The 23,293-nt window shown below is 55.9% G+C and carries 22 protein-coding genes; 12 read left to right on the top strand and 10 right to left on the bottom strand.

Going from position 1 to position 23,293, the window contains the following annotated elements:
* Position 1: 1 nt before the first annotated feature.
* Positions 2-1,849 (top strand): protein translocase subunit SecD, encoded by a 1,848-nt coding sequence (gene secD / locus PAGR_RS16605; protein ID WP_013024855.1) that lies wholly within the window; start codon positions 2-4, stop codon positions 1,847-1,849.
* 10 nt (positions 1,850-1,859) lie between these two features.
* Positions 1,860-2,828 (top strand): protein translocase subunit SecF, encoded by a 969-nt coding sequence (gene secF, locus PAGR_RS16600; RefSeq protein ID WP_014606451.1) that lies wholly within the window; start codon positions 1,860-1,862, stop codon positions 2,826-2,828.
* 55 nt (positions 2,829-2,883) lie between these two features.
* On the opposite strand, the gene PAGR_RS16595 is transcribed toward secF, so the two are convergent.
* Entirely contained in the window at positions 2,884-3,441 is a 558-nt protein-coding gene (locus PAGR_RS16595; RefSeq protein WP_014606450.1) for a SadB/YajI family lipoprotein, read from the bottom strand.
* A gap of 528 nt (positions 3,442-3,969) precedes the next feature.
* On the opposite strand from PAGR_RS16595, the gene nrdR reads away from it, so the two are divergent.
* The 6 genes from nrdR to pgpA all read left to right on the top strand — a co-directional run bounded on the left by nrdR (position 3,970) and on the right by pgpA (position 8,042).
* Positions 3,970-4,419, top strand: a complete 450-nt coding sequence (gene nrdR / locus PAGR_RS16590) for a transcriptional regulator NrdR (protein ID WP_006117986.1) — start codon at positions 3,970-3,972, stop codon at positions 4,417-4,419.
* 3 nt (positions 4,420-4,422) lie between these two features.
* On the top strand, positions 4,423-5,526 hold the full coding sequence (gene ribD, locus PAGR_RS16585) for a bifunctional diaminohydroxyphosphoribosylaminopyrimidine deaminase/5-amino-6-(5-phosphoribosylamino)uracil reductase RibD (protein ID WP_014593063.1): 1,104 nt from the start codon (positions 4,423-4,425) through the stop codon (positions 5,524-5,526).
* Positions 5,527-5,616: 90 nt separating this feature from the next.
* Positions 5,617-6,087 (top strand): 6,7-dimethyl-8-ribityllumazine synthase, encoded by a 471-nt coding sequence (gene ribH / locus PAGR_RS16580; RefSeq protein WP_014593064.1) that lies wholly within the window; start codon positions 5,617-5,619, stop codon positions 6,085-6,087.
* Between the two features lie 19 nt (positions 6,088-6,106).
* On the top strand, positions 6,107-6,526 hold the full coding sequence (gene nusB / locus PAGR_RS16575) for a transcription antitermination factor NusB (protein ID WP_013024861.1): 420 nt from the start codon (positions 6,107-6,109) through the stop codon (positions 6,524-6,526).
* 54 nt (positions 6,527-6,580) lie between these two features.
* The gene (gene thiL / locus PAGR_RS16570) at positions 6,581-7,558 is read left to right on the top strand and encodes a thiamine-phosphate kinase (protein ID WP_014606449.1); all 978 of its coding nucleotides are present in this window, start codon (positions 6,581-6,583) and stop codon (positions 7,556-7,558) included.
* The gene (gene pgpA / locus PAGR_RS16565) at positions 7,545-8,042 is read left to right on the top strand and encodes a phosphatidylglycerophosphatase A (RefSeq protein ID WP_013024863.1); all 498 of its coding nucleotides are present in this window, start codon (positions 7,545-7,547) and stop codon (positions 8,040-8,042) included. The genes thiL and pgpA overlap by 14 nt, the downstream gene beginning before the upstream one ends.
* Positions 8,043-8,193: 151 nt before the next feature.
* On the opposite strand, the gene PAGR_RS16560 is transcribed toward pgpA, so the two are convergent.
* From PAGR_RS16560 to xseB, 4 genes are all read right to left on the bottom strand, one after another.
* Positions 8,194-9,168, bottom strand: coding sequence for an aldo/keto reductase (locus PAGR_RS16560; protein WP_014606448.1), 975 nt, complete (start codon positions 9,166-9,168; stop codon positions 8,194-8,196).
* Between the two features lie 77 nt (positions 9,169-9,245).
* Positions 9,246-11,111: a 1-deoxy-D-xylulose-5-phosphate synthase gene (gene dxs / locus PAGR_RS16555; RefSeq protein WP_026021088.1), complete on the bottom strand. Its 1,866-nt coding sequence runs from the start codon at positions 11,109-11,111 to the stop codon at positions 9,246-9,248.
* A gap of 19 nt (positions 11,112-11,130) precedes the next feature.
* Entirely contained in the window at positions 11,131-12,030 is a 900-nt protein-coding gene (ispA, locus tag PAGR_RS16550; protein ID WP_014593071.1) for a (2E,6E)-farnesyl diphosphate synthase, read from the bottom strand.
* Positions 12,030-12,272, bottom strand: a complete 243-nt coding sequence (xseB, locus tag PAGR_RS16545; protein WP_013024868.1) for an exodeoxyribonuclease VII small subunit — start codon at positions 12,270-12,272, stop codon at positions 12,030-12,032. The genes ispA and xseB overlap by 1 nt, the downstream gene beginning before the upstream one ends.
* 232 nt (positions 12,273-12,504) lie before the next feature.
* Between xseB and thiI the strand changes: the two genes are divergently transcribed.
* Positions 12,505-13,953 carry a tRNA uracil 4-sulfurtransferase ThiI gene (gene thiI, locus PAGR_RS16540; RefSeq protein ID WP_013024869.1) on the top strand — a complete coding sequence of 483 codons (1,449 nt, stop codon included), beginning with the start codon at positions 12,505-12,507 and terminating at the stop codon, positions 13,951-13,953.
* 75 nt (positions 13,954-14,028) lie between these two features.
* Here the strand turns inward: thiI and yajL are convergent, their stop codons facing one another.
* Positions 14,029-14,628 carry a protein deglycase YajL gene (gene yajL / locus PAGR_RS16535; RefSeq protein ID WP_013024870.1) on the bottom strand — a complete coding sequence of 200 codons (600 nt, stop codon included), beginning with the start codon at positions 14,626-14,628 and terminating at the stop codon, positions 14,029-14,031.
* The gene (gene panE / locus PAGR_RS16530; protein ID WP_013024871.1) at positions 14,582-15,502 is read right to left on the bottom strand and encodes a 2-dehydropantoate 2-reductase; all 921 of its coding nucleotides are present in this window, start codon (positions 15,500-15,502) and stop codon (positions 14,582-14,584) included. The genes yajL and panE overlap by 47 nt, the downstream gene beginning before the upstream one ends.
* Positions 15,503-15,635: 133 nt before the next feature.
* Between panE and PAGR_RS16525 the strand changes: the two genes are divergently transcribed.
* Positions 15,636-16,127, top strand: coding sequence for a YajQ family cyclic di-GMP-binding protein (locus PAGR_RS16525; RefSeq protein WP_014606447.1), 492 nt, complete (start codon positions 15,636-15,638; stop codon positions 16,125-16,127).
* A gap of 2 nt (positions 16,128-16,129) precedes the next feature.
* Here the strand turns inward: PAGR_RS16525 and PAGR_RS16520 are convergent, their stop codons facing one another.
* Complete coding sequence (locus tag PAGR_RS16520; RefSeq protein WP_014606446.1) at positions 16,130-17,905, bottom strand: sigma-54-dependent Fis family transcriptional regulator; 1,776 nt, start codon at positions 17,903-17,905, stop codon at positions 16,130-16,132.
* Between the two features lie 273 nt (positions 17,906-18,178).
* Between PAGR_RS16520 and exaC the strand changes: the two genes are divergently transcribed.
* The gene (exaC, locus tag PAGR_RS16515) at positions 18,179-19,699 is read left to right on the top strand and encodes an acetaldehyde dehydrogenase ExaC (protein ID WP_013024874.1); all 1,521 of its coding nucleotides are present in this window, start codon (positions 18,179-18,181) and stop codon (positions 19,697-19,699) included.
* A 53-nt stretch (positions 19,700-19,752) separates the two neighbouring features.
* Positions 19,753-20,769, top strand: coding sequence for an alcohol dehydrogenase AdhP (gene adhP, locus PAGR_RS16510; protein WP_495669473.1), 1,017 nt, complete (start codon positions 19,753-19,755; stop codon positions 20,767-20,769).
* 134 nt (positions 20,770-20,903) lie between these two features.
* On the opposite strand, the gene PAGR_RS16505 is transcribed toward adhP, so the two are convergent.
* Together PAGR_RS16505 and cyoE are read right to left on the bottom strand one after the other, a co-directional pair.
* A complete protein-coding gene (locus PAGR_RS16505) occupies positions 20,904-22,268 on the bottom strand; it encodes an MFS transporter (protein WP_013024876.1) in 1,365 nt (454 codons plus the stop codon).
* Between the two features lie 132 nt (positions 22,269-22,400).
* Entirely contained in the window at positions 22,401-23,288 is an 888-nt protein-coding gene (gene cyoE, locus PAGR_RS16500) for a heme o synthase (protein ID WP_013024877.1), read from the bottom strand.
* Positions 23,289-23,293 lie beyond the last annotated feature (5 nt).

The raw sequence follows: 23,293 nt of genomic DNA, 5'->3' as shown, positions 1-23,293 counted from the left end.
CGTGTTAAATCGTTATCCTTTGTGGAAGTACATAATGCTGGTCGTGGTGCTTGTCATTGGCCTGGTGTATGCACTTCCCAACCTTTATGGTGAGGATCCGGCTGTTCAGATCACTGGCGCGCGCGGAAGCGCCGCCAGTGAGCAAACGTTGGATCAAATTCAGAACGTATTAAAACAAGACAATATTCAAAGTAAGTCTGTTGCGCTGGAAAATGGCGCGATTACCGCGCGTTTTGCCAATACGGATGTGCAACTGCGTGCCCGCGAAGCGATCATGAAAGCGCTGGGCGAAAACTATGTGGTCGCGCTTAACCTTGCACCGGCCACGCCGCGCTGGCTGACGCTGCTGGCGGCACAGCCCATGAAGCTTGGCCTCGATCTGCGTGGTGGTGTGCACTTCCTGATGGAAGTGGATATGGACACTGCCCTGAGCAAACTGCAAGAGCAGAATGCTGACAGCCTGCGCAGCGACCTGCGCGAAAAGAATATCCCTTATACCAACGTCAACAAGATTGCTAACTACGGCGTGGAAATTCGTTTCCGTGACGCAGCCAGCCGCGATGCTGCGGTTAAGTGGCTATCCTCGCGTCATCAGGATCTCGTCATTAACAGCAGTGGCGATGATGCACTGCGCGCCACCATGACCGATGCCCGCCTCAGCGAAGCACGTGAATATGCGGTTCAGCAGAACATTACTATCCTGCGTAACCGTGTAAACCAACTGGGTGTTGCAGAACCGCTGGTACAGCGTCAGGGTTCTGACCGCATCGTGGTTGAACTGCCAGGTATTCAGGACACCGCGCGCGCCAAAGAAATTTTAGGTGCGACGGCGACGCTGGAATTCCGTCTGGTTAACACCAGCGTGGATCCTACCGCCGCCGCCAGCGGCCGTGTACCGGGTGATTCTGAAGTGAAAGACATGCGTGATGGACGCCCTGTGGTGCTCTATAAACGCGTGATCCTGACCGGTGACCACATTACCGATTCCACATCCAGCATGGATGAGTACAACCAGCCTCAGGTGAACATTTCACTGGACGGCGCGGGCGGTAATATCATGTCTAACTTCACCAAGGACAACATCGGTAAGCCGATGGCGACCCTGTTTGTGGAGTACAAAGACAGCGGCAAGAAAGATGCTAACGGTCGTGCCATTCTGGTGAAACAGGAAGAGGTGATCAACGTCGCCAATATTCAGTCTCGCCTGGGTAACAGCTTCCGCATCACCGGTATCAGTAACCCGAACGAAGCACGTCAGCTGTCGCTGCTGCTGCGTGCCGGTGCGCTGATTGCGCCTATCCAGATTGTGGAAGAGCGGACTATTGGTCCAACGATGGGGCAGCAGAACATTACTCAGGGTCTGGAAGCCTGCCTGTGGGGCCTGGTCGCCTCTATCCTGTTTATGGTGCTGTACTACAAGAAAGTTGGCCTGATTGCCACCAGCGCACTGCTGGCAAACCTGGTACTGATTGTCGGTATCATGTCACTGCTGCCGGGCGCCACGCTGACGATGCCTGGCATTGCCGGTATCGTGCTGACGCTGGCGGTGGCGGTCGATGCCAACGTACTGATCAACGAGCGTATTAAAGAAGAACTGCGTAACGGGCGTAGCGTGCAGCAGGCAATTCATGAGGGCTACAAAGGCGCCTTCTCCAGTATTGTCGATGCTAACGTCACCACCCTGATCAAAGTGGTGATTCTGTATGCGATCGGTACGGGTTCCATTAAGGGCTTTGCGATTACAACGGCTATTGGTATTGCGACCTCAATGTTCACATCGATTGTCGGTACCCGCGCCATCATTAACCTGATGTACGGTGGCAAGCGCATCAAAAAGCTGTCTATCTGAGGAGTGCGTTGTGGCACAGGAATATAACATTGAGCAGTTAAACCATGGCCGTAAAGTCGTCGACTTTATGCGCTGGGATACGCTGGCATTTATCATTTCGGGACTGTTAATCATCATCTCGATTGCCATTGTTGGCGTACGTGGTTTTAACTGGGGTCTCGATTTCACCGGCGGTACGGTGATTGAGATCAACCTGGAAAAACCCGCTGACCTTGACACGATCCGTGCCGAGCTGGTCAAGGCGGGCTTTCAGGAGCCGCTGATCCAGAACTTTGGTAGCAGCCGCGACGTGATGGTGCGTATGCCGCCTGTCACGGGGCCTGCAGGCACAGAGTTAGGCAACAAAGTAGTCACGGTGATTAACCAGACCACCCAGCAAAACGCCACGGTAAAACGTATCGAGTTTGTTGGACCGAGCGTGGGTAGCGATCTGGCGCAGGCCGGAGCGTTGGCTCTGCTGTCGGCACTGATTGCGATCCTGATCTACATCGGTATTCGCTTTGAGTGGCGCCTGGCGCTGGGTACGGTGCTGGCGCTGGCGCACGACGTGATCATCACCTGTGGACTGCTGTCGCTGTTCCGGGTTGAAGTCGACCTCACCATCGTGGCCTCGCTGATGTCGGTTATCGGTTACTCGCTTAACGATAAAATCGTGGTTTCGGACCGTATTCGTGAGAACTTCCGTAAAATTCGTCGCGGCTCTTCTTACGACATTACCAACGTGTCCCTGACCCAGACGTTGAGCCGTACCTTGATCACCTCGCTGACGACGCTGGCGATGATCCTGATCCTGTTCATCTTTGGTGGTGCGCTGCTGAAAGGCTTCTCGCTGACCATGCTGATCGGTGTCACCATTGGTACGATTTCGTCGATCTACGTCTCTTCAGCGCTGGCGTTGAAGCTGGGCATGAAACGCGAACACATGCTGGTACAAAAAGTGGAGAAAGAGGGCGCAGATCAGCCTTCAATCCTGCCGTAATCGTTGCATGATAAAAAAGCCGCCAGTTCAGACAACTGGCGGCTTTTTTTTGTCTTTATGGTGTGGGTACAGCCGTTTTGGCCAGTACCTGATGAATCCGCACATAGCCAAGCTGGTCCGGCGTAATACCGCCCAGGCGCAACGGCACAATGACCGAACTGCGTGGCGTCAGCAAGGCGGGAACCCGGATGGTTTGCGTCAGACTGTCGGCCTCAAGCGGTTTACCGGTCGCGGGATCGAGCTGGCCCCAGACTACGGTAGCCTCCAGCCCCGGCAGCGGCGTATTATCCCGCGTCTGTAGGGTCAGGTTAGCGCGTGAGCCGTTGGCTTCTGCCTCAACACGCGATAAAGACAAGCGAAGCGTGCCGGCCTGGGTTTGTAATTCAACGGGCGTATTGGCCTGAGGTAATAACCAGGCACCCTGCTGCGAATGTCCGTTAAGCTGCCCCTGAATCTCCACCGCGCTTGCCTGGCTGGTAAGCCGCTGCATCTGCTGGTTCAACTGACTAACTTCCTGATGAAGTTGTTTAACCTGTGGCTGCCCGGCCGTTGTGCTGCAACCGCTCAACAGCATCAGTGAGAGGGCGGCGGGGGCCCAAACCATCCTGATCATTATTTATCCTTATCCGTTATAAAGAAATGGCCAGAAACTGTCCGGGTGAAGGTTATCCGGTGTGGCTTCTGTGTTTCATTAATATTCATGGCATGGCTCTGTCCGGTTTCGCCTGGGTAACCTGAAAGGGCCAACAGCACGTTATCTTCCAGGTTAGCGATGTCGTCAAGCCTGTCCTGAGCGGCCAGACGGCGGTTTGTTCGTTAACGGAATCGTCTGAACGGCAGGGGAGCCGAGTCAGCCTTCTCCCGTTGTCCCGCTCAGGCAAAGGCTGCTGCCGTAATGCGCTGAAGCTGTTACGGCCCGTTCACGCGTTCCTGCGTGTGTGCCGGTGTCTCCGGTGAGGGAGGCTGGCGGTCTGCTCACCACATCCCGCCTGCGGCTCTGTAAGTGTCGTACTGTTTAACGTCGCTGGCCTGTTGCCCGCTCAGGCTGTGAGGCAGGCAGGGGAAAGCACGGGAATCGATTTTGTTGACCTGCAGTTCGCGCTACACTGTATAACCCATTTATCTCGTGTCAGGAAACGTCATGCATTGCCCATTCTGCTCCGCTGTAGACACTAAAGTGATTGATTCTCGTCTGGTTAGTGAGGGTTCGTCAGTGCGGCGCCGTCGTCAATGTCTGGTGTGCCATGAGCGTTTCACTACGTTTGAAGTGGCTGAACTGGTGATGCCGCGCGTGGTGAAAAGCAACGACGTGCGTGAGCCTTTCAATGAAGACAAGCTGGCCAGCGGCATGATGAAAGCGCTGGAGAAGCGTCCGGTCAGTGCGGATGCCGTTGAGAGTGCGGTAAGCCATATTAAAACCCAACTGCGGGCGACAGGAGAACGTGAAATCCCCAGCAAGCTGATTGGCAACCTGGTGATGGACGAGCTGAAGAAGCTCGATAAGGTAGCCTATATCCGCTTTGCTTCTGTTTACCGCAGCTTTGAGGACGTGCGTGATTTTGGCGAAGAGATTGCCAGATTACAGGATTAAATCATGACCGATGAACGCTATATGGCGCGCGCGCTGGAGTTGGCGCGCCGCGGCCGTTTTACCACCACACCCAATCCCAATGTAGGCTGCGTCATTGTGCGTGACGGTCAGATTGTTGGGGAAGGCTGGCATCAGCGCGCCGGGGAACCGCATGCGGAAGTGCACGCGTTACGTATGGCGGGGGATCGCGCACGTGGCGCAACCGCCTATGTGACGCTGGAACCCTGCAGTCACCACGGGCGCACGCCGCCCTGTTGTGATGCATTAATTGCCGCAGGTGTAACCCGCGTGGTGGCGGCCATGCAGGATCCCAATCCGCAGGTAGCCGGACGGGGATTACACCGCCTGCATCAGGCGGGCATTGAGGTCAGCCACGGGCTGATGATGCAGGAAGCGGAAGCCCTGAACCGTGGTTTTCTGAAACGCATGCGTACCGGCTTTCCCTGGATACAGTTAAAACTGGGTGCCTCGCTGGACGGCCGCACCGCCATGGCCAGTGGGGAAAGCCAGTGGATCACCTCGCCGGCGGCCCGGCGCGACGTGCAGCGGCTGCGCGCCCAGAGTTCCGCCATCCTCAGCAGCAGTGCAACCGTACTGGCGGATAATCCCTCGTTAACGGTGCGCTGGTCAGAACTGGACAGCGAAAGTCAGCGCCTGGTGGATGAAGCCGAGCTACGTCAGCCGGTAAGAGTGATCGTCGATAGCCAGAATCGCGTAACGCCGGACCACAAACTTATTGAACAATTAGGCGAAACCTGGCTGATGCGCCAGCAGGTCGACGATCGGCACTGGCCGGAAACGGTGACGCAGATTCCTGTTCCACTGCGCGACAGCCAGCTGGATTTAGTGGCGCTGATGATGGTGCTGGGCCAGCGGCAGATTAACAGCGTCTGGGTGGAAGCCGGTGCGACGCTAGCGGGCGCGCTCATTCAGGCCGGGCTGGTGGATGAGCTGATTGTGTATGTTGCGCCGAAATTACTGGGCAATGACGCGCGTGGCCTGTGCCAGCTTGCGGGGTTAACGCAGTTGGCCGATGCACCGGTCTTTGCCTTTCGCGATATCCGTCAGGTCGGCGATGATGTGCGCCTGACGCTGACACCGCAATAACGGAGGCGGAAAAGCGAGAGCACGCCGCCAAAGAGTATGTTAGAATCCGCCCCCCTGCGCGGGGCCAAACAAACCCCTGAAAGGATATGTATGAAAGTTATCGAAGCTGCCGTTGCAACGCCTGAGGCAAACATTGCCATCGTTATCGCGCGTTTTAACAACTTTATCAATGACAGCCTGTTAGACGGCGCGGTTGATGCCCTGAAGCGCATTGGCCAGGTCAGCGATGACAATATCACCGTTGTCTGGGTTCCAGGCGCTTATGAACTGCCGCTGGCAGCCCGTGCGCTGACCAAAACCGGCAAGTACGACGCCGTGATCGCGCTGGGTACCGTAATTCGTGGTGGCACTGCTCACTTCGAATATGTCGCAGGTGAAGCCAGCTCCGGTATTGCCAGCGTTGCCATGGACAGTGATATTCCGGTGGCATTCGGCGTACTGACGACTGAAAATATCGAGCAGGCCATTGAGCGTGCTGGAACGAAAGCGGGTAATAAAGGTGCCGAAGCGGCCCTGACCGCGCTTGAAATGATCAACGTATTGAAAGCCATTAAAGCCTGATTTTTGTAAGGGGAATTTTGTGAAACCTGCTGCTCGTCGTCGCGCCCGTGAGTGCGCTGTCCAGGCGCTTTACTCCTGGCAGTTGTCCAACAACGACATTGCCGATGTGGAATACCAGTTTCTGGCGGAACAAGACGTCAAAGACGTCGACATTACCTATTTCCGCGAACTGCTGTCCGGTGTGGCGACCAACAGCGCGTACCTGGATGGCCTGATGAAGCCGTATCTGTCGCGTCAGCTCGAAGAGCTGGGACAGGTTGAAAAAGCCATTCTGCGTGTTTCGCTGTATGAATTGAGCAAGCGTTCTGATGTGCCCTATAAAGTGGCCATCAACGAAGGTATTGAGCTGGCGAAAGTGTTTGGTGCCGAAGACAGCCATAAATTTGTCAACGGCGTACTGGATAAAGCCGGTCCACAAATCAGACCCCAACGCAAATAATCAATAAGGCCGGCTTGCCGGCCTTTTTCATTAATGGTTAAGCGGAACGCAATTATGTCATGTGGTGAATTTGAACTCATCGCACGCTACTTCAATCGCAGAACGCGTAGCCGCCGTGATGTCGAACTCGGCATTGGCGACGATTGCGCGTTGCTTAGCGTGCCCGAAAAACAGACGCTGGCGGTCAGCACCGATACGCTGGTTTCCGGCGTCCATTTCCTGTCTTCCATCCATCCTGCGGATTTAGCGTATAAATCTCTGGCGGTAAACCTGAGCGATTTGGCCGCGATGGGAGCCGATCCTGCCTGGCTGACGCTGGCCATGACCTTGCCTGACGTGAATGAAACCTGGCTCAGCAGCTTTAGCGAAAGCCTGTTTGACCTGCTGGAATACTACGACATGCAGCTGGTGGGCGGCGATACCACGCGTGGCCCCCTCAGCCTCACGTTGGGGATTCATGGCTTGATTCCCCACGGCAAGGCGCTGAAACGCTCGGGCGCCAGGCCGGGTGACTGGATCTACGTGACCGGTACGCTGGGCGACAGCGCTGCCGGGCTGGCGTTATTACAGCATCACTGCCGCATTGACGATCCGGCGATACACGAAGCCCTGATCAAGCGCCACCTGCGCCCAATGCCGCGCATTTTACAGGGACAGTCGCTGCGTTCCCTGGCGTCGTCCGCCATTGATTTATCGGATGGACTCATCTCCGATCTTGGCCATGTACTGAAAGCCAGCGGCTGTGGTGCACGGTTGAATCTGGATGCGCTGCCGCTCTCTTCTGCACTGCGTGAAAACTTTGATGCCGAACAGGTGCTGCGCTGGGCGCTCAGCGGCGGAGAAGATTACGAGCTGTGCTTTAGCGTGCCGGAAGTCAATCGTGGCGCGCTGGATGTGGCGCTGGGGCATCTTGGCGTGCCTTATACCTGCATTGGCCAGATGGCACCGGAGTCAGAAGGGCTGTCACTGCTGGAAAACGGTAAACCCACGGAATTCCGCCATAAAGGATTCGACCATTTTGACCTCAGATAAAACCCTCGCGAAAAGCCGCCTGCGCCTGCGCAATCCCTGGCATTTGCTGGCGACCGGCTTCGGCAGCGGCCTGAGCCCGTTTATGCCCGGAACGGTAGGATCGCTGGCCGCCATTCCGTTTTGGTGGCTCATGACCTTGCTCCCCCATGATCTCTACTCGCTGGTGGTCTTGCTGGGCATTAGTGTGGGCGTTTACCTTTGCCATCGCACCGCCAAGGACATGGGCGTGCATGACCACGGCAGCATTGTCTGGGATGAGTTTATCGGGATGTGGATTACCCTGATGGCGATTCCGGTCAACAGCTGGCAATGGGTGGTGAGTGGTTTTGTTCTGTTCCGCGTGCTGGATATCTGGAAACCCTGGCCGATTCGCTGGTTCGATCGTAACGTGCATGGCGGTATGGGCATCATGGTAGATGATATTATCGCCGGTATTATCGCGGCGGCGATGCTGTACGCGACGGGCGTCTTTTTGGCCGCTTAAGCTTGCCACACCGGGCCTGTACAGCGAAAAACCCCGCCTGTTCTCCCTCATTTCGTCGTTCAGCATGATGGCCGTTCCCCTGCGGGAACGGTCTGCCGCTTTGCCTGTCGGACAGCGCATAGCGCAGCATGCAAAGCGCTTCACAACCCGCTTACTGATAACCTGTTGCCGGGTGCGGTTGATAGGCCTCTTCCAGATGGGCGATCTCGTCCCCGGTCAGTTCCACGTTGACGGCGTTAGCCAACTCGGCGAACTGCCCGGCGCGTGAAGCACCGATGATCGGGGCGGTGACGGCGGGTTTGCTGAGTAACCATGCCAGCGCCACCTGCGCACGCGTCACGTCTTTGTCCGCCGCAACCTCTGCAAGGCGCTCGGCTATCATCGCGTCGTTCTCCTCGGTTGTGGCATAGAGCGAGGGAATGACGTCATCCGATACGGATCGTGCGGTGGTTTCTCCCCAGGGGCGGGTCAGTTTGCCGCGTGCCAGGGGGCTCCAGGGCAATACCGCAATGTTTTCCCGCAGACACAAAGGGTGCATCTCCCGCTCTTCTTCACGTTGGATCAGGTTGTACTGATCCTGCATGCTGACAAAGCGTGCCCAGCCCTGTTGGTCCTGCAGGGCCAAGGCCTGAGCAAACTGGTGGCTATGCATTGAGGAGGCACCAATGTAGCGCGCTTTACCAGACTTCACCACTGCGTCAAGGGCTTCCAGCGTCTCTTCCAGCGGGGTGTCATAGTCCCAGCGATGAATTTGCAGGAGATCGACATACTCCATATCCAGCCGTTGCAGGCTGTCGTCGATAGATTGCAGAATGTTCTGGCGAGATAAGCCCTGCGAGAGATTGCTCATGGGAAAGAAAACTTTGGTGGCAACGACCACCTCATCACGTCGGGCAAAATCTTTGAGCGCCCGGCCCACAATCTCCTCGCTACTGCCGTCAGAATAGCTGTTCGCGGTATCAAAAAAATTGATCCCTGCTTCCAGCGCCTGCTGGATGAGCGGACGGCTGCTCTCTTCCGGAAGTGTCCAGGCGTGCTTGCCGCGATCGGGTTCCCCAAAGGTCATACAACCCAGGCAAAGCCGGGAAACCGTTAAGTCAGTGTTCGCTAATTGAATGGTTTTCATGAAGACTCCTGCTATGTCTAACCCAGGGGATTAAGCATAGCAGGAATGACGCGCTCCACAGTGCGCGGGCAGGGGACCTACTGCGCCAGCCAGCGGCTGATCTGCTGTTGAATACCGTCAATGTCCAGTTGGTAGTCGTGGCGCATTTCTTCCTGAGTACCAGGCGGAATAAACTCATCAGGCAGGCCGATATTCAGCACGGGCACGCCCAGGCGTTTAGCCATGACAAACTCATTCACGCCGCTGCCTGCGCCGCCTTTAATCGCGCCTTCTTCCAGCGTAATCAGGGACTCATGACTGGCTGCCAGTTCGGCGATCAGTGACGTATCCAGCGGTTTCACGAAGCGCATGTCCACAAGCGTTGCGTTCAGCGCTTCCGCCACCTTGCTCGCTTCCGGCAACAGCGTACCGAAGTTGAGGATGGCCAGTTTTTCGCCCTGACGTTTTACCACGCCTTTACCCAGCGGCAGGCTTTGCAGCGGTGTCAGCGCAGCACCGGTACCGGTACCGCGCGGATAACGTACCGCGGCCGGGCCATCCTGATAGTGATAACCGGTATACAGCATCTGGCGACATTCATTCTCGTCGCTTGGCGTCATAATCACCATGTCCGGCACGCAGCGCAGATAGGCGAGATCGAACGCGCCCTGGTGCGTCTGCCCGTCAGCGCCGACGATGCCGCCGCGATCGATGGCAAACAACACCGGCAGTTTCTGAATTGCCACGTCGTGGATGACCTGATCGTAGGCGCGCTGCAGGAAGGTGGAGTAGATGGCCACCACCGGTTTGTAGCCCCCAATCGCCAGGCCAGCGGCGAAGGTCACCGCGTGCTGTTCGGCAATGGCAACGTCAAAATACTGGTTGGGGTATTTGCGAGAGAAACCGACCATACCTGAACCTTCACGCATGGCAGGCGTAATCGCCATCAGCTTCGTATCGTGAGCGGCCATCTCACACAGCCAGTTGCCGAAAATTTTGGAATAGCTCGGCAAACCTTCGGCGCTTTTTGGCAGCTCACCGCTGGCGACGTCAAATTTCGGCACAGCATGCCAGGTAATAGGATCCTGTTCTGCCGGCGCGTAGCCTTTGCCCTTTTTGGTCATAATATGCAGGAACTGTGGCCCTTTCAGGCTACGCATATTACTCAGCGTATTTACCAGCGTCAGCACATCATGGCCGTCCACCGGGCCGATATAGTTAAAACCCAGCTCTTCAAACAGGGTTCCGGGCACGACCATGCCTTTCAGATGCTCTTCGGTACGCTTCACTAATTCTTTAATCGGCGGCAGGCCGGTCAGAACACGCTTGCCGCCTTCACGCAGACGCGCATAGGTTTTGCCCGAGAGGATCTGCGCCAGCCGGTTGTTCAGCGCCCCGACGTTCTCTGAAATCGACATTTCATTGTCATTCAGAATCACGAGCATATCCGATTTGATATCGCCTGCATGGTTCATGGCTTCAAACGCCATGCCCGCAGTAATGGCACCATCACCGATAACGCAGGCCGTGCGGCGGCCTTTGCCTTCACGTTCGGCAGCCGCAGCCATGCCCAGTCCGGCACTGATGGAGGTCGAAGAGTGGCCCACGCTCAGCACATCGTACTCACTCTCGCCGCGCCAGGGAAACGGATGCACGCCGTTCTTTTGGCGAATAGAGCCAATGCGATCGCGGCGTCCCGTTAAAATTTTGTGCGGATAAGCCTGATGACCGACGTCCCACACCAGGTGATCGAACGGCGTGTTATAGACGTAATGCAGCGCCACAGTCAGCTCGACCACGCCCAGGCCCGACGCAAAATGGCCGCTTGAGCGGCTCACGCTGTCTAATAAATACTGGCGCAGCTCGTTGCAGAGCGCAGGCAATTTCTCTTTTGGCAGGGCTCGCAGCGCCTGAACCGTTTCTGCCTGCGCCAGTGTCGGGTATTTTGTAATATCAAAACTCATCAGTGACTCATCATGGAAGTTATTTATCGCGTTCAATTACGAAGCTCGCCAGCGCCTTCAAGGCTGTGGTGTTATAGGATTTGGCAGAGAGCATGTGCAAAGCATCGACGGCTTCCTGATATAAATCCAGTGCCTTAGTGCGGGCATCATCCAGACCCATCAGTGAAGGATAGGTGCTTTTTCCAAGATCTTGATCGGCACCCTGGCGTTTTCCGATGACAGCTGTGTCACCCGTCACATCCAGGATGTCATCCTGCACCTGAAAAGCCAGACCGATAGCGTCTGCATAGCGATCAAGATACGGAAGCGCCTCGCGGCCTTTTTCGCCAGCGGCAAACGCGCCAAGCCGAACGGCCGCGCGGATCAACGCACCGGTTTTATGACGATGAATTTGTTCAAGTTGAGCAAGCCCCACCGACTGACCCTCCGCCGCCAGATCCAGTGCCTGACCGCCGCACATCCCCGCGACGCCGCTGGCTTTTGCCAGTTCTGACAACATGGCCAGCCGATATTCCGCGCTCACGCCCGGCATGGGCTGGTCGGCAAGGATAGAAAATGCCAGCGTTTGCAGCGCATCGCCTGCAAGGATGGCGGTATCTTCACCATATTTAATATGGCAGGTCGGTTGCCCACGACGCAGAGCGTCATCGTCCATGGCAGGAAGATCGTCATGAATCAGTGAATAGGCATGAATACACTCAACTGCTGCAGCGGGCGCATCCAGACTCGCTTTGTCGGCGTGAAGCATCTCGCCGGTGGCGTAGACCAGAAACGGGCGCAGGCGTTTTCCGCCTAATAATGCCCCATACTGCATGGCATTCACCAGAGGAGAACTCTGAAAAGGCAGGGCGTCTAATAAGCCCGTCAACGCACGATTCACCTGCCTGTGATAAGCGTCGAGCAGTTCAGGAAAATCCATTAGTTGTTTTCCGGCGTAAAAGAGGAGAGGTCGGCGTCTTTATCATCGCTGAGTAAAATACGAACGCGCTGCTCGGCCTGTTGCAGCGTCTGTTGGCCATTGCGTGCCAGCTGCACGCCGCGCTCAAATTCATTGAGGGCCTCTTCCAACGGCAGTTCACCACTTTCCAGACGACTGACAATCTGTTCCAGCTGCTGCAATGACGTTTCAAAGCTGGCTGGCTGTTCGGCTTTTTTCGGCATAGTTAGGATCGACTCACGGTTGGAACGTTATCATGCAATCGGTCATGGTAGCTGAGAGAGAATGATTAGCAAAATAATCAATGTGCATGCTGTTGCAGAAGCAGTCACCAGGTAAAGGTGATATACTTCCGCGCCTCGGATGCGGATGCGCCTGGCAGCCCGCAATTTTATGATCTTACCAGCTAAGTGCAGCCTGTTTTAGCACTTATTTGCCCAACGAAGCTGTATCGCCATGAAGTTTATCGTCAAGTTATTTCCCGAAATCACCATCAAGAGTCAGTCGGTGCGCCTGCGCTTTATTAAGATTCTTGCCAGCAATATTCGCAACGTGCTTAAAACCGTCAGCGACGAGATCGCGGTCGTCCGTTACTGGGATCATATTGAAGTGCGCTGCAAAGATGAAGCCATGCGCACGGTTATTCCTGATGAGCTCATGCGCATTCCCGGTATCCACCATGTCCTTGCGGTGGAAGAGCGTGAATATACCGATATTCATCATATTTTTGAGCAGACGCTGGCGCAGTACCGCGATGCTCTTGAAAACAAAACGTTTTGCGTGCGTGTTAAACGCCGGGGCAAACACAGCTTTAGTTCGCAGGATGTGGAACGCTACGTCGGCGGTGGCCTGAATCAGCACATCGAGAGCGCCACGGTGCAGCTTAAAAAGCCAGAGGTGACGGTCAATCTCGAAGTGGAAGAGAACCGCTTAACGCTGGTGACCGCACGCTATGAGGGGCTGGGCGGTTTCCCGATTGGCACGCAGGAAGATGTGCTGTCGCTAATCTCGGGCGGCTTTGACTCTGGCGTGTCGAGCTACATGCTGATGCGTCGCGGCTGCCGGGTGCATTACTGCTTCTTTAATCTTGGCGGTGCCGCACACGAAATCGGCGTGCGTCAGGTGGCGCATTATATCTGGAACCGTTTCGGTCGTTCACATCGGGTCCGTTTTGTCGCGATAAACTTCGAACCGGTCGTGGGCGAAATTTTAGAAAAAGTCGACGATGGCCAAATGGGCGTGGTACTGAAGCGCATGATGGTTCGCGCCGCGTCGATGGTCGCTGAACGCTATGGCGTTCAGGCGCTGGTGACCGGTGAAGCTCTGGGACAGGTTTCCAGTCAGACCCTGACCAACCTGCGTTTGATCGACAATGCATCGGATACGCTGATTCTGCGTCCGCTGATCTCCCATGATAAAGAGCACATCATCAAGGTTGCGCGTGAGATCGGCACCGAAGATTTTGCCAGTACCATGCCGGAATATTGCGGTGTGATATCCAAAAGCCCAACCGTCAAAGCGGTGAAGGGCAAAATCGACGCTGAAGAAAGCCATTTTGACTTCTCGATTCTGGAACGCATGGTGGCCGAAGCGACCAACGTGGATATCCGCGAAATTGCCGAGCAAACGCAGGACGAAGTGGTCGAGGTTGAAACGGTCGGCTTGCTGAACGAAAACGACAGCGTACTGGATATCCGTTCGGTGGATGAGCAGGAAGACAAACCGCTTGAGTTGGTGGGAACAGAGGTGAAGTCGATGCCTTTCTACAAACTCAGCACCCAGTTTGGCGACCTCGATCAGAATAAAACCTGGCTGTTGTACTGCGATCGCGGCGTGATGAGTAAACTTCAGGCGCTGTATCTGCATGAGCAGGGCTTTAAAAACGTCAAAGTTTACCGCCCTTAAAACGCGCGCTGTGCCCGCGCACCCGACCGGGAAGCGGGCACAGTGCTACCTGTACCGCTTTTCAGACGCCAAATCTTAACTGGCCTGGTAATCGTAAATGCCGGGTGCCATTACCAGTTGAGCGGCAACCTCCCGCGCTTTATCACTGCCGACTAACAGATCGATTAACTTCAGCGCAAAATCCATCGCGGTGCCCGGCCCCTGGCTGGTTAACAGATTGACGCGCGGATCCCACACCACGCGCCGCTCCATCCATTTATCATCCGGTATGGTGGATTTCAAACCGGGGAAACCCGTCATGTTTCCCACGGGAAACAGGTTATGCGGCACCAGCACCGTGCCAGGCGCGGCGCAGATGGCGGCAACAATACGCCCGGTCAGATGAAACTGCCGCACGGTTTCCACCAGCAGCGGACTGTCGCGAAACGTCTCGGCGCCTTTCAATCCGCCGGGCAGTACAATGGCATCGTAGGCGTTATCCGCGACCTCGACCAGCGGGACATCGGCCAGCAGGCGGACCCCGCGCGAGCAGAGGATTTCACGGCTGCCGTCGCTTTCCACGCTGGCGGTAACCGTTTTTATCCCGCCACGTACCAGCAGATCCAGCGTGGTGACCGCTTCGATTTCTTCACTGCCATGAGCCAGACAGACCAGTACTGAGGCGTTCGCGCCCATAAAAAGACTCCTTGCGTTTAATCATGTCATACAGGCGCGTGTTTTCTGTCAACACGAAGCCGTGGGTGCGTGCCCGGCGCAGCAGGAAACCGGTGATGTATTCAATCTCCGTCAGCCGCTGTGCGCGAATATCCTGCAGCATTGACGACGTATTCGCCGCCGTCGTTTCTATCACATCGAATACCTGATCCTGCAGACTCTGGCTGTCAACGGACTGGCCTTCTCGTTCCATCACCCAACTGATTTCATCGCACAGGGTTTGTATTTCACGGCTGTACTGGCGGAGCGCGCCGTTTTGACAATCGTGCTCCACGCTCAGCGGGTTTATTACGCAGTTAACCGCCAGTTTGCGCCAGCAGGCGGCCCGGATATTGTCATGCCAGGCGACGTCGGGCAGTGCATCATGTAGAACGTCGGCAATCGCGCTCCAGCCTTCGCTTTTACGGTTGCCGGGGCCAATATGCGTGACGCCGCTGGCGACATGTTTAATCACCGTTCCGTCCCGCATGGCGGCGTGCGTGGTAATGCCGCGCAACAGCGGCTGTCGCAGGCCCTTTAATTCCCCCAGCGTCCCCATTCCGTTATGCAGCAGCAGCACGGGACAGTTTTCCGCCATCACGCTCTCCAGATTTTTAACGGCTGTCGAAACCTGGGGGGCTTTCAGCGTGACCAGCAGCAGCTGACTCTGGGCCAGAAACAGCGGATCGTTGGCAATAAAGGTCCGGTTCGACACGCGACCCAGAGGATCAATCACGTTGGCTGAACAGTAGGGCTGGGGAACACGCAGCCATCCCTGTACATCATGTCCAGAATGGGCAAGGGCGGTAAGCCAGACCTGGCCTAGCGCGCCGCATCCTAATACGGTTATTTTCATGCTGCCTCCCGCTCGCGGGCGTATTATTTATGCGCTGTGACAATGGGTTAAGTATAGCGCTGCACAGCGTGATTTTATTTAGTGGCCTAAGACGCGTATTATGCATGCCAGTTTAGCCTCAGGAGAAGAAGAGATGCCATCTTTCGATATCGTTTCAGAAGTCGACATGCAGGAAGTTCGCAATGCGGTAGATAACGCTAACCGCGAACTGTCCACCCGTTTCGATTTTCGTAACGTCACCGCCAGTTACGAACTCAATGAAAAAAATGAAACCATTAAAGTCATCAGTGAATCTGACTTTCAGGTAAAGCAACTGGTCGATATTCTGCGTGAAAAAATGCTTAAGCGCGGCATTGAAGGCGCGGCCCTGGACGTGCCGGAAGAAATTGAGCACAGCGGCAAGAGCTGGAGCCTGGATGCCAAAATGAAAAAAGGCATTGAAGCCGATGTGGCGAAGAAGCTGGTGAAGTTGATCAAAGACAGCAAGCTGAAAGTGCAGACCCAGATTCAGGGTGAATCCCTGCGCGTCACTGGTAAGTCACGTGACGATCTGCAGGGGGCGATGGCGCTGGTGCGCGGGGGAAATCTGGGCCAGCCATTCCAGTTTAAAAACTTCCGCGATTAAGCTCACTTCTCGCGTGCAGCGCGGCGATACAGCGTGCTGCGCGCAACGCCGAGCGCCTGCGCCGTTTTGCTGATGTTGCCGTTAAACTGCTGCAACGTCGCTTTTATCAGACGATCGTCATGCTGCTGGCGCGCGGGTGATGCCGCGGCGTTGCCGCTGCGGTACTCCTCAGGTAAATGCGTGATCTCCACGCTATCGCCATCTTCCGCCAGCGCCAGCAAGACTTTCATCAGGCTGCGTAGCTGGCGCACGTTGCCCGGCCAGGAATAGCGCGTTAATGTCGCCAGCACTTCGGAAGACAAGCCGATCTGACGCGCGCCGCCGCCCAGCGCGTCCCAGAGTTGCGTGATAAACGCCGGAAGAGAAGACCAGTCACGCAGCGGCGGGATCGTGAATGAAAATTCCTGCAGCCGGTACAGGAGATCCTCGCGGAAGTCGCCCTGTGAGACGCGTTGCGCCAGATCCCGATGTGTCGCGCTGATCACGGCCAGGTTAACCGGCCAGCTCTGACTGGATCCCAGCGGCGCGACCTCTTTTTCCTGTAGCACGCGTAAGAGCCGGGTTTGCAGCGCCAGTGGCATATCGCCGATCTCATCCAGAAACAGGACGCCGCCATCGGCCTCACGGATTTTACCGATGTAGCCATTTTTGCTGGCACCGGTAAATGCCCCCGGCTGGTAGCCAAAGAGTTCAGATTCGATCAAGGATTCCGGAATCGCGGCGCAGTTAATCGCCACAAACTTTCCTTCCCGCCAGCGGCTTTGCTGATGTAACGCGCGGCTGACGTACTCTTTTCCGCTGCCGGTTTCCCCGCGAATGCACAATGAAACGCCGGCATTCAGCAGCCGCACCATTTTATCTCCCTCATGTTGCAGTGAGAAAGGCAGCGGACGCGCAGGGCCTGCTGCTACGCTGAAGCGGGTTCGGGTGGGCGCACGCAGACGAAAATAATAAGGCTGGGGTCCGATCATCACCGGCGTTGGCAGTGCGGTGGCCCGCAGATCGCCGTGAGGAAACAGCTGCTGAAATGTGATGACGCCAAGCTGTTCGGCGTGCAGGCCAAGCCCACGCAGGGCCAGCCGATTTGCGGCAGTCAGCACGTTGTCTGAAAACACCAGCAGCAGCTCATCCGGGCTGTCTAGCCGGTGTGCGTTGCTGTGCAGGCTCATCAGCCATTGTTGGGGATGCAGGCTCTGCTTAACCCACAGATACTCAATGTGCCGTGCCGCCTGTTTGACCCAGGCAAACGTATGGGCATGGGAAAAATGCGCAGGGCCGGAGACATCCAGTACCCCCGCAATCTGCCCGTTAGGCATTTGCAGCGGCATGGCGGCACAGTAAAGCCCCTGGTTGCGGGTCAGGAAGTGTTGATTACCCTCGATTTCACAACCGTCGTCTATCGCCAGCGCCGTACCAATGGCGTTGGTGCCACGGCCACATTCGCTCCAGATGTTGCCGGGGGCAAGGGCGAAACGCTGTGCTTTTTGCATCGCCTGCATCTCGCCAAAGGTGTGCAGCACCCGGCCTGCCGCGTCAGACAGAATGACCACCGACTGCATCTGCGTCACCTTCTGGGCCAGCTTGTGCATGATGGGCTGAGCAAACTGCTGGAGGTCAGTATTACTGGCCACCAGCTCTGTCAGCTCGGCCTGACGTACGCGAGGAAAATCATCGGCCGAACGATCCAGTCCGTAGAGCTGGCTGCGTAGCCAGGAATCACTCAGCAGGGGGTTGTTATCGATAGCGGGCAATAGAGCATCGGAAACCTTGTGCTGCATGAATGACCTCGTGGGCTCGGAAAAGTGTAGCGGGATTGTAGCGTTTTGGTTTTAGCGGTGTTGCGATTTGCAACACAAAGCGGGATCAAAGCCGGTTAGTCCTCAACGCATGCCTGTGAGATTACTATTCAGGTGATTGATTTTTATTATTTTTATCTGGATTTTCAGCGCGTAAGGGAAGTTGGCACAGGCCCTGCAAACATCAGGTGACAGCGCGCTATCCGTTAAAAATCAACATGCCGCTGCCTGTCTACCCTACAGAAGGAGTTTGCGATGCGTTATGCCCATCCCGGCACACCTGGTGCGTTAGTGACGTTTAAATCTGCCTACGGCAACTACATTGATGGCAAATTTATCGAGCCGCTGAGTGGTGAGTACTTCATGAATACCTCACCCGTCAACGGCAGTGACATTGCCCGGTTTCCTCGTTCCGATGCGCGCGATATTGATTTAGCGCTGGATGCCGCGCACCGGGCTGCAGAAGCCTGGGGAAAAACCTCCGTACAAACCCGATCTAATCTGCTGCTCCAGGTGGCTGATCGCATTGATGCCAATCTCGAAACCCTGGCCGTGGCGGAAAGCTGGGACAACGGCAAACCGATTCGGGAAACGCTCAATGCCGATCTGCCGCTGGCGGCCGACCATTTTCGTTACTTCGCAGGATGCCTGCGCGCGCAGGAGGGCAGCACGGGCGAGATCGATGAAAAAACCGTGGCCTACCATTTTCATGAGCCGCTGGGCGTGGTGGGGCAAATTATTCCCTGGAATTTTCCGTTGCTGATGGCCGCATGGAAGCTGGCGCCGGCCCTGGCTGCCGGTAACTGCGTGGTGCTTAAGCCTGCGGAGCAAACTCCGCTGGGCATTACGCTGCTGATGGAGATGATCGGCGACCTGTTTCCTGCAGGCGTGCTAAACGTGGTACAGGGTTTCGGCCGCGAGGCGGGCGAAGCGTTGGCAACCAGTAAACGCATTGCCAAAATCGCCTTCACCGGTTCTACGCCGGTGGGACGTCATATCATGGCCTGTGCCGCAGAAAATATTATTCCCTGTACCGTGGAGCTGGGCGGGAAATCGCCGAACATCTACTTCGCCGACATCATGAATGGCGAGCCGGACTTTATTGACAAGGCGGTGGAAGGGCTGGTGCTGGGCTTCTTTAATCAGGGCGAGGTGTGTACCTGTCCGTCACGTGCGCTAATCCATGAGTCCGTTTACGCGCCTTTCATGGAGCGGGTGATGGCCAAAGTCGCCACCATTCGTCGCGGCGATCCGCTCGATACCGACACGATGATTGGCGCCCAGGCTTCGCGTCAGCAGTTCGATAAAATTTTGTCGTATATTGAGATTGCCCGCAACGAAGGGGGCGAGATCCTGACCGGGGGTGAGCGGGCCTTGATATCGTCCGAACTGGATAACGGTTTCTATATTCAGCCCACGCTGATTAAAGGCAGCAACAGCATGCGCTGCTTTCAGGAGGAAATCTTTGGCCCGGTTATCGGCATCACCACCTTCAAAGATGAGGCTGAAGCCTTGCGTATTGCCAATGAAACCCAGTTTGGATTGGGGGCGGGCGTCTGGACGCGGGACAGCAATTTAGCCTATCGCATGGGGCGGGCCATCAAAGCCGGGCGCGTCTGGACCAACTGTTACCACATCTACCCGGCCCATGCTGCCTTTGGGGGTTACAAACAGTCCGGCGTGGGTCGCGAAACACACAAAATGGCACTCAACCAGTACCAGCAGACCAAAAACCTGTTAGTCAGCTATGACACGGCACCGCTGGGGCTGTTTTAAGTCCGTAACCTATCCCTGGAGCGTAAATCATGACGATGACAATCAACACGATGATGAAGGCAGCAGTTGTTAAAGCGTTCGGCGAACCCTTGGTGATTGAGCAGGTGCCCGTACCCCAGCCTGGGTCGGGGCAGATTCTGGTAAAAATCGCGGCAACCGGCGTGTGTCACACCGATCTGCATGCGGCAGAGGGCGACTGGCCGGTGAAGCCGGTTCCGCCTTTTATCCCGGGACATGAGGGCGTCGGGCAGGTGGTCGCGGTGGGGGATAACGTACATCACCTGAAGGTGGGCGATCGGGTCGGCGTGCCCTGGCTCTACTCCGCCTGCGGTCACTGCGAGCACTGTCTCGATAACTGGGAAACGCTGTGCCACAGCCAGCAAAATACCGGCTATTCGGTTAACGGCAGTTTTGCCGAATACTGCGTGGCGGACGCCAACTATGTCGGCATCATCCCCGAAAACCTGGCGTTCAACGAGGTGGCACCGGTGCTCTGTGCGGGCGTGACGGTCTACAAAGGGTTAAAAATGACCGACACCAAACCCGGTGACTGGGTGGTGATTTCCGGCATAGGTGGGTTAGGGCACATGGCTATACAGTATGCCGTCGCGATGGGGCTGAACGTGGCGGCTGTCGATATCGATGACGATAAGCTGGCCTTTGCCCAGCGCCTGGGCGCCAGCGTGGTGGCGAATGCCAGAAACGTCGATCCGGCCAGGGTGTTTCATGAGCACTTTGGCGGCGCGCACGGCGTGCTGGTCACGGCGGTGTCGCCTAAAGCCTTTGAGCAGGCGATCGGCACGTTACGTCGTGGGGGCACCATGGTGCTAAACGGCTTGCCGCCTGGCAAATTCGATCTGTCTATTTTCGATATGGTGCTGGACGGCATTACGGTGCGGGGTTCTATCGTCGGAACGCGTAAGGATTTACAGGAGGCGCTGGATTTTGCCAGCCGTCATAAAGTGAAAGCCAGCGTGGCGGTGGAACCGCTCAGCAATATTAACGATATCTTTGCCCGGATGCATGCAGGCAAGATTGAAGGCCGTATTGTGGTGGATATGTCGTTGTAAACCACCCTCAATCGCCGGATGAAAAAAAGGTGCCTGAAGCAGGGCACCTTTTTCACGTGGTTTGTGGCGACATGTCTGACACGAACTGACTTAACCTTTCGCCACGATCGCGCGCAGTTAAGCGCCGCTCGCGACTAGCAGCTGCCGATCAGCGCTTCCAGCTCAGGCCGGCTGGTGACCTTACTGTCTATCTTGATGTAGGCGCTTTTCTCTTCCGGCACAATCAGCACCGATGAGACGCCGGGCTGTGCTTTCAGGCGTTTTTCCAGAGTGGGCACGGCCAGCGCGGCATCGCTCAGCACCAGACGCAGGCTGCTTACATAAGGCGGTTCCTGCATGGTCATGCTGACAAACAGCCAGGCTGCGGCCACAATCGCCCCGACCATAAACACGGTTTGTGCATCGAAATGACCAAACAGCCAGCCGCCCAGGCTTCCTCCAATGGCGACGCCCAGAAACTGACTGGTGGAATAAAGTCCCATAGCGGTGCCTTTATAGCCAGCGGGTGACTCCTTACTTACCAGCGATGGCAGAATCGCTTCCATCAGGTTAAAGGCCAGGAAGAACAGCTGTACGCCGACAACCAGCGTCCAGAAATGCCCCTGGGCGCCCCATAAGACGATTTCGGCGATGACCATCATGCCTACGCAGCCGACAAAGACCCGCTTCATCTTTCGCTTCACTTCGGCGTAGATGATAAAGGGCACCACACCGGCAAACGCAATCAGCATGGTGATCAGATAGACCTTCCAGTGTTCTGACGGCGGCAGGCCAGCCTGTTCAAACTGGTCGGGCAGGGCGATAAAGCTGGACATCAGCAAGATATGTAAAAAGAAGATGCCCAGGTTCAGTTTGATCAATCGGGGATTGGCCAGCACTTTACTGAAGCTGCCGCGTACCATCCCTGATTCACGATTTAGCACGTGATGAGAAGAGGAGGGGACAACCCATAACGTAATCGCTATGCCCAGTGAAGCAAGCATCGCGATCATCCAGAACAGCGCGTTCAGGCCCAGCTTGTGGGTGACGATCGGGCCTAAGACCATTGCGATAGCAAAGGTCACGCCAAAGCTGATACCGATAAACGCCATCGCTTTAGTGCGGTTTTGTTCACGGGTTAAATCGGACAGCAGCGCCATGACCGCGGCAGCAATTGCACCGGAGCCCTGCAGCGCACGCCCCAGAATAATGCCCCAGATTGAATCGGTGCTGGCCGCAATGACGCTGCCAAGGACGAAGACCAGCAGGCCGCCGACGATCAGCGGCTTGCGTCCGATGCGATCGGAAAGCAGGCCAAAGGGGATCTGGAAAATAGCCTGAGCCAGACCGTAGATGCCGATTGCCACGCCGATTAAGGTTTCACTCGCTCCCTGAAGTGCCATGCCATAGGTGGTCAACACCGGCAGGACCATAAACATTCCCAGCATGCGCAGGGAAAAGACCGTGCCAAGGCCCCATGTGGCGCGCAGCTCCACCGGAGTCATTTTGTTATCGTTCATTCCAACCTCTGTTGATGTGCTGCATTTATTTTAGGTAGGGAGAGCGGGCGGGTAAAACAATAGTTCTTAAGCAGTCGTAACAAAAAGAAAGGGCGCGAAAATCGCGCCCGTTTCATGCTGTTGCAGTACACATTAGCGCACGTAGGTCAGCAGGTCTTTCGATGCTGGCGTCATAAAGTCAACCGACATCATGACGCTCAGGGCCGTGATAGCCACAATCGAGAAAACGAACAGCTTACGCGCCCAAACCCGATCGTTTGAGGTTTTGTAGCCTGACAGCGCCATTCCCAGCCACCACACGCTAACGGCAGACGCAACGACCAGATATTTGTAGCCTGCGTAGCCACCCAGCGTCAGCATCAGCGTGGCAATCATAAACGCCAGGATATAGAGCGTAATATGATTCTTCGCCACCGAGATACCTTTCACCACCGGTAACACCGGGATGTTGGCTGCCTGGTAATCTTTAAAGCGGAAGATGGCAATCGCATAGGAGTGCGGCATCTGCCACAGGCTAAAGATAGCCAGCAGGATTAAGGCACCGGCATCAAACTCGTTGGTCACGGCGCAGTAGCCAATGACCGGCGGCGCAGCACCGGACAGGCTGCCAATCAGCGTACCGTAGACAGAGTGACGCTTCATATACAGGCTGTAAACGCCAACGTATACCACGAAGCCCATCACCGCCAGCCACATGGCCAGCGGATTAGCACCAAAATACAGCAGTGCAAAGCCAGCAATACCCAGCACAGTGGCGTAAACCAGGCTAACTTTCGCGGAGATAAGGCCTTTAACCAGCACCCGATTCCTGGTTCTCTCCATCTTGATATCGATGTCGCGGTCGATCACGTTGTTGAAAACACAACCTGAGGCAACCACCAGTGACACACCAACCAGCGAGGTGAGAAACAGGGCGTAATCAATGCTGCCCTTAGAGGCCAGCAAAAATCCGCCAATCACAGAAATTAAATTCCCGAAAATAATTCCTGGCTTTGTAACTTGCAGGTATTGCTTAAACATTACAC

The sequence above is a fragment of the Pantoea ananatis PA13 genome (assembly GCF_000233595.1).
Lineage (GTDB): Bacteria > Pseudomonadota > Gammaproteobacteria > Enterobacterales > Enterobacteriaceae > Pantoea > Pantoea ananatis.
This window is presented reverse-complemented; position numbering and strand designations above follow the sequence as displayed.